This is a genomic window from Haematobacter missouriensis (assembly GCF_000740775.1).
GTDB classification, from domain to species: Bacteria; Pseudomonadota; Alphaproteobacteria; order Rhodobacterales; family Rhodobacteraceae; genus Haematobacter; species Haematobacter missouriensis.
Map to the genome: position 1 here is coordinate 313,712 of NZ_JFGS01000002.1, position 13,962 is coordinate 327,673.

The 13,962-nt window shown below is 64.5% G+C and carries 15 protein-coding genes and 1 tRNA gene; 7 read left to right on the plus strand and 9 right to left on the minus strand.

The window, feature by feature from the left end; genetic code table 11:
- Positions 1 to 638: 638 nt before the first annotated feature.
- The 4 genes from CG51_RS03780 to CG51_RS03795 form a co-directional block, all read right to left on the minus strand.
- Positions 639 to 714 (minus strand) — tRNA-Thr (locus CG51_RS03780).
- A gap of 107 nt (positions 715 to 821) precedes the next feature.
- Positions 822 to 2,417, minus strand: a complete 1,596-nt coding sequence (locus CG51_RS03785) for a heme biosynthesis protein HemY (protein ID WP_084695017.1) — start codon at positions 2,415 to 2,417, stop codon at positions 822 to 824.
- Between the two features lie 7 nt (positions 2,418 to 2,424).
- The gene (locus CG51_RS03790) at positions 2,425 to 3,729 is read right to left on the minus strand and encodes a COG4223 family protein (protein WP_035741901.1); all 1,305 of its coding nucleotides are present in this window, start codon (positions 3,727 to 3,729) and stop codon (positions 2,425 to 2,427) included.
- Between the two features lie 142 nt (positions 3,730 to 3,871).
- Entirely contained in the window at positions 3,872 to 4,579 is a 708-nt protein-coding gene (locus CG51_RS03795) for a uroporphyrinogen-III synthase (RefSeq protein ID WP_051930018.1), read from the minus strand.
- 60 nt (positions 4,580 to 4,639) lie between these two features.
- Between CG51_RS03795 and tsaD the strand changes: the two genes are divergently transcribed.
- Genes tsaD through CG51_RS03820 form a run of 5 tightly spaced genes read left to right on the plus strand, consistent with a single transcriptional unit; the run spans position 4,640 to position 8,192 of the window.
- Positions 4,640 to 5,740: a tRNA (adenosine(37)-N6)-threonylcarbamoyltransferase complex transferase subunit TsaD gene (gene tsaD / locus CG51_RS03800; protein ID WP_035741903.1), complete on the plus strand. Its 1,101-nt coding sequence runs from the start codon at positions 4,640 to 4,642 to the stop codon at positions 5,738 to 5,740.
- Positions 5,737 to 6,699 (plus strand): NAD(P)H-dependent glycerol-3-phosphate dehydrogenase, encoded by a 963-nt coding sequence (locus CG51_RS03805; protein ID WP_035741906.1) that lies wholly within the window; start codon positions 5,737 to 5,739, stop codon positions 6,697 to 6,699. Before tsaD ends, CG51_RS03805 begins: the two co-directional genes overlap by 4 nt.
- Positions 6,699 to 6,965 carry a YciI family protein gene (locus tag CG51_RS03810; protein WP_035741909.1) on the plus strand — a complete coding sequence of 89 codons (267 nt, stop codon included), beginning with the start codon at positions 6,699 to 6,701 and terminating at the stop codon, positions 6,963 to 6,965. Before CG51_RS03805 ends, CG51_RS03810 begins: the two co-directional genes overlap by 1 nt.
- The gene (locus CG51_RS03815) at positions 6,965 to 7,378 is read left to right on the plus strand and encodes an EVE domain-containing protein (protein WP_035741911.1); all 414 of its coding nucleotides are present in this window, start codon (positions 6,965 to 6,967) and stop codon (positions 7,376 to 7,378) included. The genes CG51_RS03810 and CG51_RS03815 overlap by 1 nt, the downstream gene beginning before the upstream one ends.
- 16 nt (positions 7,379 to 7,394) lie before the next feature.
- Positions 7,395 to 8,192, plus strand: a complete 798-nt coding sequence (locus tag CG51_RS03820) for a DUF72 domain-containing protein (RefSeq protein ID WP_035741914.1) — start codon at positions 7,395 to 7,397, stop codon at positions 8,190 to 8,192.
- Here the strand turns inward: CG51_RS03820 and CG51_RS03825 are convergent.
- Both CG51_RS03825 and ahcY read right to left on the minus strand, forming a co-directional pair.
- A complete protein-coding gene (locus CG51_RS03825) occupies positions 8,183 to 8,524 on the minus strand; it encodes a DUF2853 family protein (RefSeq protein WP_035741917.1) in 342 nt (113 codons plus the stop codon). The two genes, CG51_RS03820 and CG51_RS03825, sit on opposite strands and share 10 nt — an antisense overlap.
- Before the next feature lie 62 nt (positions 8,525 to 8,586).
- On the minus strand, positions 8,587 to 9,975 hold the full coding sequence (ahcY, locus tag CG51_RS03830; protein WP_035741920.1) for an adenosylhomocysteinase: 1,389 nt from the start codon (positions 9,973 to 9,975) through the stop codon (positions 8,587 to 8,589).
- A 134-nt stretch (positions 9,976 to 10,109) separates the two neighbouring features.
- Between ahcY and CG51_RS03835 the strand changes: the two genes are divergently transcribed.
- Positions 10,110 to 10,709, plus strand: coding sequence for a YfbR-like 5'-deoxynucleotidase (locus tag CG51_RS03835; RefSeq protein WP_035741924.1), 600 nt, complete (start codon positions 10,110 to 10,112; stop codon positions 10,707 to 10,709).
- 45 nt (positions 10,710 to 10,754) lie between these two features.
- On the opposite strand, the gene CG51_RS03840 is transcribed toward CG51_RS03835, so the two are convergent.
- The 3 genes from CG51_RS03840 to CG51_RS03850 all read right to left on the minus strand — a co-directional run bounded on the left by CG51_RS03840 (position 10,755) and on the right by CG51_RS03850 (position 12,470).
- Positions 10,755 to 11,069 (minus strand): H-NS histone family protein, encoded by a 315-nt coding sequence (locus CG51_RS03840; RefSeq protein WP_035741928.1) that lies wholly within the window; start codon positions 11,067 to 11,069, stop codon positions 10,755 to 10,757.
- 135 nt (positions 11,070 to 11,204) lie between these two features.
- A complete protein-coding gene (locus CG51_RS03845) occupies positions 11,205 to 11,756 on the minus strand; it encodes an ActR/PrrA/RegA family redox response regulator transcription factor (protein ID WP_035741931.1) in 552 nt (183 codons plus the stop codon).
- Positions 11,757 to 11,840: 84 nt separating this feature from the next.
- A complete protein-coding gene (locus tag CG51_RS03850) occupies positions 11,841 to 12,470 on the minus strand; it encodes an SCO family protein (RefSeq protein ID WP_035742163.1) in 630 nt (209 codons plus the stop codon).
- Between the two features lie 96 nt (positions 12,471 to 12,566).
- On the opposite strand from CG51_RS03850, the gene regB reads away from it, so the two are divergent.
- The gene (regB, locus tag CG51_RS03855; protein WP_035741934.1) at positions 12,567 to 13,913 is read left to right on the plus strand and encodes a sensor histidine kinase RegB; all 1,347 of its coding nucleotides are present in this window, start codon (positions 12,567 to 12,569) and stop codon (positions 13,911 to 13,913) included.
- Positions 13,914 to 13,962: the final 49 nt, after the last annotated feature.

Genomic DNA, 13,962 nt, shown 5'->3' on the forward strand with positions numbered 1-13,962 from the left:
AACTATGCTAACAGCCGAAAAAATCGTGGAGCTACCCGTCCTTGGGTTGAAACTAGGAAATCGGTCCGGTCACGAGCCAAAACCTGCGGCTTCCGGGGGGTTCTTCAACCATGGAAGTTCTCGGCCCCCGAGCAACCTCGGGATACTTTTTTCAGCACGCTGCCAAAGAAGCGTCTGCAAGTGCCGCCTCGCCCAGCTCTGGCCGCAAATCGCAGGCGAGCAAGAGAAGCAGCCCATGCACCGGCGATTTCCATGGGGATCACTCGACATCCCGAGGTCAGCCGATGCGTGACACCTCCCGTTCCGGCAAGATTTCTTCCAACTCGCTGGCTGACGGCATCCCCCGCCGAATGTGTTCCGCCACACCCGGCCGAAGCGGGCATGATCGCGGGCGGCAACGTTCCTTGCCATCGAGACGGACGTGTTCTTCTCCGAAAGGTCGCTCTACGGCGACCGCTGGATCAAAAGTGTGCTGGCGCGGCTGCAATGCGCGGCGCTGATCCAAGGGTGCACTGGAGCCGCCGAAGGGCAAGAGGCCCGACGGCTGGTAACCGCGGGAGCAGACGCCGTTCGGCACGACCGAGCCATGAAGCAGCCCGGAGATGGACGACCTGAACTTGCTGGTTTTCTTGATGAAGTGGTGCCGCAGAAGGGACTCGAACCCCCGACCCCATCATTACGAATGACGTGCTCTACCAGCTGAGCTACTGCGGCGTTCCCTTGCGGGAGGCCCGCCCGGCCGGGGCCGGAGGGGCGTTGTGGCGGGCTGATAGCACCATCCTGCGGGGGTGTGTAGCCCTAAAACGCAAGAATTCTCGCGCTCAGCCCCCGGCCTTCCGCATCGCGTCGAGGTCAACCGCGCGCGGAGTGTGGAATGGGCTCGAGCTTGCCGCCGGGGGGTCCTGCGGCTCGACCGGGAGGGAGGGCGTTTCCACCACCGGCTCCGGTGTTTCGTCTGGCGCAATAGTCACCGACTCGGGCACGGGCTCCGGTTCCGGCTCCGGTTCTGCGACCGGGGCGACGGGAGCGGACTTCGGCTCCGGCGCGCGCACGATCAGCGGCAGCATTTCCGCCTGCGTGGGAGAGGGGCCAGCCCCTTCCGGCGGCTCCTTCCATGTAAGCGTGTCGAAGGCGCCGCAGTTGTCACAGACCGGCCCCCATTGCGCATGGATCGCACCGCAATTGTCACAGACCCATTGCGGCCCGCGCGGAGAAACGAGCGCCCGTGCCAGCCAGCCGCGCACCACTGCATCATCCGCGCCTTCTCCCCGTTCGATCGCCGCCATGATGGCGAGGCTCCGCGCGGTAGGATGCGTCTCCGCCAGATCGCCCATGGCCCGCCGGGCGGCTGGGAAATCCTCCGCCGCGATATCCAGTTCAGCGCGCAGCAGACGGGTCTGCTCGTCATCCGGGCGCAGCCGGAGGAGCGTATCGAACCGCTTAAGCCGCTGCGCGGGGGTCTCGTTCGGCTCGATCTCGGCAAAGGCGGCCGCGAGATCGGGATGCGGGGAGACTTCCCAGGCTTTGCGCAGCACTCGCGCGGCGCTTTTCTTGTCACCGGTCGTGAGGTAGCCGCGTGCGGCCATAACGGCGGCGGGGATAAGATCCGGCGACTGACGGTTCGCGGCGATGGCCGCCTCCCGTGCCTCGATGGAATTGCCCTCGGCGAAGACCTCCTTTGCCTCCTGCAGCGCCAGGACGGCGTCTCGGCGCTTGTAAACATCGCGGGGCATGTTGCCGCTGCGCTGCTTTGCCTCCAGCGTGCGCCGGGCTCCCTTCCAGTCACCCCGGTCAGCCTGAAGTTTCAGCAGGACATCCTGCGTCTCGGCGTGACGCGGGCGAATGGCCAGCGCGTGCTCCGCGAGCTTCATTGCGGTGTCGGTATCGCCTTCGGCCAGCTTCATCCGCATCAGCCCGCGCAGGGCCACGAAACGCGTCCGGTCATCGTCCAAACGGCGCTTCCACGCCTCCGTGGCGCGTTTCGAATCGCCGACCATCTCCGCGGCCTGCGCGATGACAAGATCCGTGAGTTCCGGCCGGTTGAGATATTTCTCCGCCCGTACGGATTTGTTGATGGCGAGCCGCCCCTCTCCCGCCGTGAGGGCGAGGATGCCGTCGGCCAGCGCCTCGTACCCCCGCTTTTCGCGGCTACGGTCGAGATAGCGGCTCATCGCCGTCTCATCCCCGTTCAGGAAGCGGAACAGCGCAACCACGAGGCCCACGATCTTGAACAGCACCCATGCGCCGACAAGCCCGAGCAGCGAGAGGATCACCGCCTGCAGCAGGCCGATGGAAAACTCCGTATCCCCGAAGGTGATGCGGATGCCTTCGCCCGCGCTGAGCAGATGGCTCGCGCCGAAGGTCAGCGCCGCGATGATGGCGACGAAGAGGAGAACCTTGAGTAGGGACCAGAGCATGTGCGCCTCAGTTCCGTATGAGGTTGGCGACGATTTCGTCGGCAGCCTGCTGTGCAGAAACGCGGGTCTTGGCTGCGGAGATCCATCCGGCCATCGCGGCCTGACCTGCGGCGGGAAGAGTGGCGATTTCCGTCAGTGCCTGATCGACTTGGCCCGCCTGAACCGCAGCGTTGGCACGAGAGAGGACCGCATCGGGGGAATTGCCCTCCTGAGGGGTAAGCGAGCGGATACCCAATTGACTACGCAGGAACATTTCCGCCCGGTCGCCAAAGCTCTCTTCCCCCGTCGCGCGGTAGGAGGCATCGAGAGCCGCACGTGCGGCTTCAGGAAAATCTCGGCGCAGGTCGGACAATGGCGCTACGCCGCCTCCGGCTTCCTTCAAGGCCGCGGGAACATTCACATTCAGCTGCTCCAGGCGTTCGACAGCCGGAGCAAAGCCGCTCCCGAGCTCTATCGCCATGCGGATGCTGGCGACGATCGCCTCGCCTTCAGCCGCGCGCGCACCAGCGGTGGATGAAGAACGGAGGCTTTCCACCTCGCTCGACAGGGCGGCGTTGCGCTCCGCCTGAGCGGACAAGTCGCTCCGCAGGCTTTCCAGCGCCGCGCTCAAGTCTGCGGAGGGTGCTTCAGCCGCTCCTGACGACGCAGAGGCCACAGGCCGATTTTCCAGCGCCGTGATCCGGGAAGTGAGGGTTTCAAGCGCGCTCTCCCCCTCGGTCGCGGCATTGGAAAGGCGCGAAAGCTCGGCCTCCATCCCTGAAAGATCGGCTGGCGCGGGCAGCGACGCGATCTCGGAACGCATTGCAGAGATCTGCTGTGCTTGCTCCGTGATCCTGCGCTCCAAAGCGGGATCGGTCGTATGACGCGGCAGAAGGAAATAGGCCGCGCCGAACCCCAATGCCGCCGCGATAGCTCCACCAGCAAGCGTCGGCCAGAAGCCGCCACCCTGCGCTGCGGGTTCGGTTTGTGCGGGACGGGGAGGCGGAACTACACGCTCCTCCTCCGCCGCCTTCGCCAGCGGCTCCTCAAGCGTCAGGTCCCTGTCGGGCGTCAAATCCCGGGGGTGATCGGCGTTGTCAGCCACAGCAGCGGAATCAGTGCCCTGCCCACCAGCGAAATCATGGCGTTCCGCCGTTGCCGGGTTCTCCGTCGCAACTGTCTTCTCTGGAGCATCGACGCCGGCTTCCGGGCTGTCCGTCGTCTCGAACACCTCAGCCGCTTCGCGTGCAGAGATATTTTCTTCGGATGGCGGGGTCTGCGCTTCTTCGGCCTTCGCCTTGCTCCGCGACCTCGGTTTCTTTTCGTCTTCCACGCAGCTCTCCCGTTGGCCGTTCCGTGAACGGAGATTAGCGACCGGATCCCCGGGCCTCAACCCGCAGCCTGATGTGCCGGCGCGAAGCCCTGCCAGCGACTTATGCCTTGTCCGGACGCAAGGTTCCCGAAAACAACCGATTTCAGCCCTTCAGCGCCCCGATTGTCTCCAACATAGCCTCTGCTGAAGGGGTTGGGGCAATTTTCAGGCGGCGCGGCGCCTTACCGGACCATGCGGCTGCGACATTCGCACTCATCGCGGCGATGAGAAGCGGCGCGCGGATCGGCCAGCCCGCCACAAGCCGCGCGGATCGCGGCGAGAACAGCGGCAGGAGCACAGGGCCCTCCGCCTCCAGAAGTCCCAGTGCCTCCGCTGAGGGAGGGAGCGCCACCTGCTCGTAGGCCACAGCCCCCGTGATCTCCACCTCGTCCCTCAGGGGCGCGACGATATCAGCGGCAAGATGTCGCCCATGCGGGTGAAACAGCGGGCCGGACGGACGCTCCCGCCGAATGAGGGAGAGCAGGGATGCCGCGTCGCCGCCCGCGGCCCGGGGCGAGAGACCATGCGCCGCCGCCGCCGCCGCCGTGCGTTCCCCCACGCAATAGGCGGGCAGGCCCAACCCAAAAGGGAGCGCCGCCGCTGCGTTCTCCGATGTCAGAACGATACCCTTTACCCCCTGGGGCAGGACGATGGGCAAGCGTCGGATCGCCTGCGCAGGCGCAAGGACCACCGCCATATCCGGCCAGAGTGCTGCCACATCGGCGGCGAAACGGCGCGACTGCGCCTCCGGCCGGGTGAGCAGGAGCGTCGGTGCACGGGCAGAAAGGAGCGGTCGGGTTGTCTCGCGCATGTTGCGGTGTTACCTGCGCGGGGGCGGTCAGGCAACGCGGAAGACCCCTCGGATCAGATCATGGACAAGGCTCTCACCCTTCTCGGCATCGAGTCGAGCTGCGACGACACCGCAGCGGCGGTTGTCCGGCTGACGCCGGAGGGCCGGGCGGAGGTTCTCGCGAATGTCGTCGCCGGACAGGCCGCGCTCCACGAGGCCTATGGCGGAGTTGTACCGGAGATCGCCGCACGGGCGCATGTCGAAAAACTCGACACCTCGGTGGCGGAGGCGCTGCGAAGAGCGGGGCTGGCGCTTGCCGATCTGGACGGGGTGGCAGTCACCTCCGGTCCCGGGCTGATCGGCGGGGTGCTGGCGGGCGTCATGCTCGCACGTGGGCTGGCGGCGGGGGCGGATCTGCCGCTCCACGGGATCAACCACCTGGCGGGCCATGCCCTCACCCCGCGGCTGACCGGGGACATCGCCTTTCCCTATCTGCTGCTGCTCGTCTCCGGCGGTCATTGTCAGTTCCTGATCGTCCACGGCCCGGATCGCTTCGACCGGCTGGGCGGTACGATCGACGACGCCCCCGGCGAGGCGTTCGACAAGGTGGCGAAGCTGCTCGCCCTGCCCCAGCCCGGCGGCCCCGCCGTCGAGGCAGAGGCGCGGCAAGGCGATGCTGCCCGTTTCCCCCTGCCCCGCCCCCTTCTTGACCGTCCGGGGTGCGACATGTCCTTCTCCGGCTTGAAGACGGCGGTGCTGCGCACGCGGGACCAGCTTGTGGCCGCTCACGGCGGGCTGCGCCGGCAGGACAGGGCCGATCTCTGTGCAGGCTTCCAGCGCGCGGTAGCCGATGTGCTGGCGCAGAAGGCGCGTCGAGCCATCGCGGCCTATCTGGAGCTTGCCCCCAAAGCCCCGGCCATCGCTGTGGCGGGCGGCGTGGCCGCCAACGGAGAGATCCGGGCGGCACTTGAGGAGGTCGCCAACACCCAGGGTCTTGCCTTCGTCGCGCCGCCGTTGAAACTCTGCACCGACAATGCCGCGATGATCGCCTGGGCGGCCATCGAGAGGCTGCGGGCGGGCATCCCCGACGATCCGGCCGACCTGACCGCCCGCCCGCGCTGGCCGCTCGACCGGAGCAGACCGGCGCTCATCGGCTCCGGCAAGAAGGGCGCCAAAGCATGAGCGGCGTCGCCATACTGGGCGCGGGCGCCTTTGGCACGGCACTGGCGATCAGCCTTGCCCGGGCGGGGACCGAAGTCGCGCTCTGGACCCGCGACGCGGATCAGGCGCGCGAGATGCACGACCAGCGGACCAACAGTCGCCGCCTTCCCGGCGAGGTTCTGCCCATGGCGATCAGGGTGACGGAGACGCTGCCTGCGACGGCCGATCTCCTCCTCCTCGCCATCCCCATGCAGCAGACCGCCGCCTTTCTGGAAACCCACCGCGCGCTGTTCGCCGGTCGGGACGTGATCGGCTGTGCCAAGGGGATCGACCTGACCAGCGGCCTCGGCTCCACCGGCCTCATCGCGCGGGCCTGCCCGGACGCCACGCCCGCCGTGCTGACCGGGCCGAGCTTCGCCACGGATATCGCCAGCGGCCTGCCGACCGCGCTCACGCTCGCCTGCGCGGATGCGGCGGCGGGAGCGGCAATGCAGGAGCGGCTCTCCACCTCCGCACTCCGTCTCTACCGCACGACGGACGTGGCTGGCGCCGAGCTGGGCGGCGCGCTGAAGAACGTCATCGCCATCGGGGCGGGCGCGGTAATGGGCGCGGGCCTGGGCGACAGCGCACGCGCCGCGCTGATGACGCGCGGCTATGGCGAGATGACCCGGCTGGCGATGCGCGCGGGTGCGCGCGCCGAGACGCTGGCAGGCCTGTCTGGCTTCGGAGACCTCGTCCTGACCTGCACCTCGCTGCAATCGCGCAACTTCCGCTACGGTCACGCGCTGGGGTCCGGCGCGGATTGGGACAGCACCACGACGGTGGAAGGGATCGCCACCGCCCGCGCCATGGCCGCCCGCGCCACGCGCGAAGGGGTGGACATGCCTGTCGTCTCCATGATCGTTGCGTTGATAGATGGCCGCGTCACCGTGACAGAGGCCGCCGAACGCCTGTTGAACCGACCGCTGAAGGAGGAATGATGTACGCTGCCGTGATCTGCCGGGACAAACCCGGCGCGCTCGATCTCCGCATGGAGAACCGCCCCGCCCATCTCGCTTATCTGGGCGAAAGCAAGGTCGCCTTCGCCGGGCCGTTCATCGTGGACGGCTCCCCCGTCGGCTCGCTCGTGGTGATCGAGGCCGATGACCTCGCCGCCGCCGAAACCTGGGCGGCGAACGATCCCTATGCGAAGGCCGGACTGTTCGAAACGGTCGAAATCCACGAATGGCGCAAGGTGATCGGCTGATGGCCTTCTGGCTGTTCAAATCGGAGCCCGACACCTGGTCCTGGGACCAGCAGGTCGCCAAGGGCGAGGCCGGCGAGGAATGGGGCGGCGTGCGCAACTATCAGGCGCGCAACAACATGCGGGCGATGAAGGTGGGCGAGAAGGGCTTCTTTTACCACTCCAACATCGGCAAGGAGATCGTCGGCATCGTTGAGGTATCCGCCGAATCGGCCCCCGATTCCACTGCGGACGATCCGAAATGGGACTGCGTTCATATCCGCGCGGTGCAGCCCCTGCCCCGCCCCGTCACGCTGGAGGAATGCAAGAACGATCCTCGGCTGAAGGATATGGTGCTCGTCAACAACTCCCGCCTTTCGGTGCAGCCGGTGTCGGAGGCTGAATGGCAGACTATCTGCGAAATCGGTGGCTTGTAGCGCAAGGCTGGCGGACATGGCGGGCAGCATCAGGGTTGGGATCGGCGGCTGGACCTATGAGCCGTGGCGGGGCAGCTTCTACCCCGACGGGCTACCGCAGAAACGCGAACTGGACTATGCCAGCCGCCATCTGACAACCATCGAGGTCAACAGCACCTACTACCGAAGCCAGACGCCCAAGACGTTTGCCGACTGGCATGACGAAACGCCTGAGGATTTCGTTTTCGCCCTCAAGGCACCGCGCTTCTCCACCAACCGCAAGGTACTGGCGGAGGCGGGCGAGTCGATCCAGCGGTTCATCGACAGCGGCATCGCGGAGCTGAGGGACAAACTCGGACCGATCAACTGGCAATTCATGGCGACGAAGAAATTCGATGCTGAGGATTTTGCCGCTTTTCTCGCCCTCTTGCCGAAGGAGGTGGAGGGCCGCCCGCTGCGGCACGCGGTCGAACTCAGACACGAGAGTTTTCTCGTCCCTGAATGCGCGGAGCTGCTCCACCGGCATGGGGTCGCTGCGGTCATCGCTGGGGATTCCGAATTTCCGCAGTTCCCGGATGTGACGGCGGATTTCGTCTATGCGCGCATCATGGGAACGACCGAAACCGCGGAGGCCGGCTATTCATCCAGCGACTTGGCCCGGTGGAGCGAAGTGGCCCTGAACTGGGCAAAAGGCGGTGACGGCGGCTTTCCCCCCATTGGGAAAGCCACCGCGAAAAACCCCCGCGATGTCTTTCTGTATGTGATCAGCGGACATAAGGCCGCCAATCCTGCCGCCGCGATGGCGCTGATCGAGCGGTTGCCCAATCAGGCGTAAACGGATTCCTTGCCGAAATTCTTCACCAGCAGGTAATAGAAAACTGCCCGATATTTGTTGCGTTCGGATTTGCCATAGGTGTCCACTGCCTTCTGGATACCCTCCATCAGCGACGGGCCATCGGGCAAGCCGAGTTTCTTCATCAGAAAGCTCGTCTTAACCCGTTCCAGCTCAGCGGAATCGGAGGAGGCCACCGTTTCGCTGTCGGAGCTGTAGATTGTCGGACCGCAGCCAATGGTGATCTTGGTCAGCAGTTCCATGTCCGGTTCCATCCCGCACTTGGTGCGCAGATCGCCGGCATATTTCTCGATCAGTTCGTCGCGTTTGCCCATCTGACCTCTCCGCATTTGAGATACGGAGAGGTTAGCAGGACATTCACATAACGCAATCTGGCTCAGTAACGGTAGTGCTCGGGCTTGTAGGGGCCTTCGACCTTCACCCCGATATAGGCGGCCTGATCAGGCCGAAGTTCCGTGAGCTTCACGCCGATCCGGCCCAGATGCAGGCGGGCGACCTTCTCGTCCAGATGCTTGGGCAGGATATACACGCCAGGCTTGTAGGCCTCGCCATTCCGCCACAGCTCCATCTGTGCCAGAACCTGGTTGGTGAAGGAGGCGGACATCACGAAGCTCGGATGCCCGGTCGCATTACCGAGGTTCAGCAAACGACCTTCCGACAGGAGAATGATACGGGCGCCCGAAGGCATCTCGATCATGTCCACCTGATCCTTGATATTCGTCCATTTGTGATTGCGGAGCGCAGCCACTTGGATTTCATTGTCGAAGTGGCCGATATTGCCGACAATGGCCATATCCTTCATCGCGCGCATATGCTCGATGCGGATGATGTCCTTGTTGCCCGTCGTGGTGATGAAGATGTCCGCAGTTGCGACCTCATCCTCCAGCAGCGTCACCTCGTAGCCATCCATCGCCGCCTGAAGCGCGCAGATGGGATCAACCTCCGTCACCTTCACGCGAGCCCCCGCACCGCGGAGCGAGGCGGCCGATCCCTTGCCCACATCGCCATAGCCGCAGACGACAGCCACCTTACCGGCCATCATCGTGTCCGTCGCACGGCGGATGCCATCGACCAGCGATTCCTTGCAGCCGTACTTGTTGTCGAATTTCGACTTGGTGACGCTGTCGTTGACGTTGATCGCAGGGAAGGGGAGAAGGCCCTGCTTGTGCAGGTCGTAAAGGCGGTGAACGCCGGTCGTCGTCTCTTCCGATACGCCTTGGAGGAGGTCGCGTTGGCGGGTGAACCAGCCGGGGCTTTTCTCTGCGCGCTTGCGGATTTGCGCAAAGAGCGCCTCCTCCTCCTCCGAAGAAGGATTGGCGATCAGCGCCGTCTCGCCCGCTTCGACCCGCGCACCGAGCAGGATGTAGAGCGTGGCATCCCCGCCGTCATCTAGGATCAGGTTCGCGCCTTCCGGGAACTGAAAGATCCGGTCGGTATAGGTCCAGTAGTCCTTCAGCGTCTCGCCCTTGACGGCAAAGACCGGCACGCCCGATTCGGCAATCGCTGCCGCCGCATGATCCTGCGTGGAGAAGATGTTGCACGATGCCCAGCGCACCTCTGCGCCCAGCGCGGCCAAGGTTTCGATCAGGACGGCGGTCTGAATGGTCATGTGCAGGGAACCGGCGATCCGTGCGCCTTTGAGCGGTTGGGAGGCACCGTATTCCTCGCGGAGCGCCATCAGACCCGGCATCTCCGTTTCCGCGATATCCATTTCCTTGCGGCCGAAATCCGCGAGCGTGATATCCTTGACGATATAGTCCTTCATGACAGCTCCTGCGTCGCGTTTGCCCGTCGATAGCACCCATGGACAGGAACGGCAATGAAACCCCTCCCCTGCGCGGTGACCCTTGCCAACCAGCCGGGTCGGCCCTACCGCTACCCGCGATCAAGGAGCGCAGAATGAAGAAGCCCCCCCGCGCATGGCAGAGGATGTTGTCCGGTCGCCGCCTCGATGTGCTGGATCCGACGCCGATGGACATAGAGATCGCGGATATTGCCCACGGGCTGGCCTTCGTCGCTCGCTGGAATGGCCAGACGCGGGGAGAGTTCCCCTATTCGGTTGCCGAACACTCGCTTCTCGTGGAGGCGATCTTTGCCGAAAGCGAGTTTGGCCAATCCTCACGCTGGCGACTGGCAGCTCTGCTGCATGACGCACCAGAATACGTGATCGGCGACATGATCTCTCCTGTGAAGGCGGCGATCGGGTCGGATTATGGCAAGCTGGACGAAAGACTGACCGCAGCCATTCACCTGCGCTTCGGACTTCCCGCCGTTCTCCCGACGGCTGTCAAGAAAGCAATAAAGCTGGCGGACAGCGCTTCTGCTTGGCTGGAAGCAACACAGATCGCAGGCTTCACCGTGGCCGAGGCGAACAAGTATTTCGGCCGAACGCAGTCGCAATTCGCTGGCCATGAAATAATCCCGCGCGCGCCCGTCATGGCCCGGGAGGCATTTCTTGCGCGACATTCCGCCCTGCTGGCGGAAATCGACCAGGGCTGAGGCGCGCGTGCCACCCAAAGCAGATAGCACGCCGCGAAAAGACTTTCAGATCGCGAGGTCTTCGAGCTTTCGGCCCGCTTCCAAAGCCGCTTTGACCCAATTGGGCTGACGCCCACGACCGGTCCAGGTCTGATCGGGATCATGCGGATTGGCATATTTCGGCGCCGCTGGCCCACGTTTCCGCGCGCTGAGCGTTTCGGTAAGATCAGCGATGTCGAAACCATGGCGTTTCGCGACTTCTTCCAGTTCCTGGAGAGCGTCGCGCTTCTTGCGCTCTTCGAAAGTGGCGATCGCCCTATCGATTTTATGGCGCATATCCTTGAGTTCTTTCAGGGATAGCGCCTCGAGATCCATTTCCATTATTCGGCTCCGGAGAAAAACAGTGTCGCTTAGGATAATCTTCTGTTGAAGAATATCCAACGGCGGGGGCAACAAATTTTGCGACCCGTTTTGCAACCGGCAAAAAGGCTTTCCGCCTTTGAAATGCGGGGAACGCTATTTCGGGCTACGCTTGGCCAGAATGCGCTGCAATGTGCGGCGATGCATGTTTAGCCTGCGGGCGGTATCGCTGACGTTGCGATCACACAATTCATAGACCCGCTGGATATGCTCCCAGCGCACCCGGTCGGCGGACATGGGGTTTTCCGGAGGTGCAGGCAGATCGCCCCCTCGTGCCAGCAGCGCGGAGGTGATGTCGTTCGCATCTGCGGGTTTGGACAGATAATCCGTTGCGCCCGCCTTGACAGCAGCGACGGCGGTGGCGATTGCGCCATAACCCGTCAGCACAACGATACGGCTGTCCGCCCGCTGTTCCCGTAGCGTCTCCACGACCTCCAGACCGTTACCATCCTCCAGCCGCAGGTCGATCACCGCATAGGCGGGCGCCTGTTCAAGCGCGATGGTGCGACCCTCCGCGACGGTCCCGGCCAGAACCGGCTCGAATCCCCGCTTTTCCATGGCGCGGGCAAGCCGCTTCAGAAACGGCTCATCATCATCGACCAGCAGGAGCGAACGGTCAGGGCCGAGGTCGTCTGTATCTTCGGTCATCTCTCATCCCACGAAATTCGCGGCACTCTAGGCGTGCCGCCGGACCGGGTCAAATCCCGCTCCCGGCAGCCCTCCATATGGTGATCACATGTGATCTATGAAACAGGCTGCCGTTTCCGCGACCTGTTCCGGCGTCTGGTCACGTCGGATGAGGTCAACGAACCCGTAGCCCGGCAGCATCAGATAGGTGAAGGTGGAGTGATCGACGAGATAGCTTTCATCTCCCGCGGCATGTTCGGGGACATGGTAGTAGACCTTGTAGGCCTGCGCGGCCGTGTGGATCTGCTCCTGCGAGCCGGTCAGGCCTATGGCACGGGGGTGCATCGCGCTCGACCATTCGCCCACTACCGCCGGCGTGTCGCGGTCGGGATCGACGGTAATGAAGACGGGCGTGACCTCCTTGCCCTTCTCCTCCAGCAGATCGACGGCCTCGGCATTGCGCACCATGTCGAAAGGGCAGACATCGGGGCAGAAGGTATAGCCGAAGTAAACGAGCGACGGTTTCGTCAGAACCGTCTTTTCGGTCACCGTCTCCCCTTGCCCATCGACGAGGCTGAATGGCCCGCCGATCTGCCCGGCGCCTCCGGCGATATTGGTGGAGCGGCAGGTAGCGAAGGGATCTTCTTCCCCCCGGCCACTGACGACAAGGAAGGCCAGCCCTCCAAGAAGAGCGATGATGAAGCCAGCGGCGAGCGCGGCATAGGTGCGTATCATCCCGATGAACCCCGTTCCGGTGCGCGGCTGCATTGATCGCCGATCGCGCGCCGATTAACAATCACCCCCCGCCCCCATGCGACATCAGGCCCCGGCATGACCCTTAGCGACCTTTTCCCCGATCCGCCGGAAAGCGCGGCGGAACGCCCGCTCCGCCTGCGCACGCTGGTGCTGCTCAGGTGGATGGCGGTGACGGGGCAGTTCATTGCGCTGATGGTGGCGGAGCGGTATTTTGGTCTGCTCCTTCCTACCGGCTGGGCGATTGCCGCGATTCTCGCCATGGTGGCTGTCAATGTCGTCACCATGCTGGGCTTCCCGAAGAACCGCCGTCTGACCGACCGGGAGGCGATGCTCACCCTACTGGTCGATACGTCGCAATACGGGCTGCTGCTTTACCTAACGGGGGGGATCCACAACCCGTTCGCGCTGCTGATCCTTGCGCCCGTGACAATCTCCGCAACATCCCTCCGCCTGTCGTCGACCATCGTGCTCGCGGTCGTGGCGATCGCGCTCGTGACGCTGGTGGAGTTCCGCAGCATCCCCATGCGTTTTGCCGATGGAAGCCCGGTGGTGCTGCCACCGATCTATCGCTTCGGCAACTGGCTCGCCATTCTGATCGGCATCCTGTTCATCGGGCTTTACACCCACCGCGTGGCCTCCGAGGCGCGCGCGATGTCGCGGGCGTTGCTGGCCACGCAGATGGCTCTGGCGCGGGAACAGAAGCTCACCGATCTGGGCGGTGTAGTGGCGGCGGCGGCGCATGAACTGGGCACACCGCTCGCCACGATCAAGCTCGTCTCCTCCGAACTGCTGGAGGAGGTGGGCGACGATCCCGATCTGACAGCCGATGTCACGCTGATCCGCGATCAGGCGGACCGCTGCCGTGATATCCTGCGGTCCATGGGGCGCGCGGGCAAGGATGACATGCACCTGCGCAGCGCCCCGGTGGAGGCTGTCCTGCGCGAAGCAGCGGAGCCACATGCGGGCCGGGGCAAGGCCGTGCGCTTCGTGATGGAGAGCGGCGACGGCTCCCCCCAGCCGATGATCCGTCGCCGGCCGGAACTGATCCACGGGGTGCGCAACCTCGTGCAGAACGCGGTGGATTTTTCCCGCACCGGCGTCGTGATCACCGCCATCTGGTCGCGGGACAGTCTGCGCATCACCATCGTTGACGACGGTCCCGGCTATCCTCCCCACCTGCTGGGCCGCATCGGCGAGCCCTTCCTGCGCCGCCGCCGCGACGAGCCGGACCCGGAACGGCCGGGCTACGAAGGAATGGGTCTTGGCCTGTTCATCGCAAAGACGCTGCTGGAGCGGACGGGGGGCACCTTGCGATTCACCAACGCACCCGAAGGCGGGGCTGTGATCGCCGTCCGCTGGCCGCTGGCGTTGATCGCGGCGGAAGCCGGCCCTCTGGGCGACAATCCGATGTTCGAAGCCTGAAGGCCACACCCCACCGCCACTCATTGCACGGTCATCGACATATTAACTC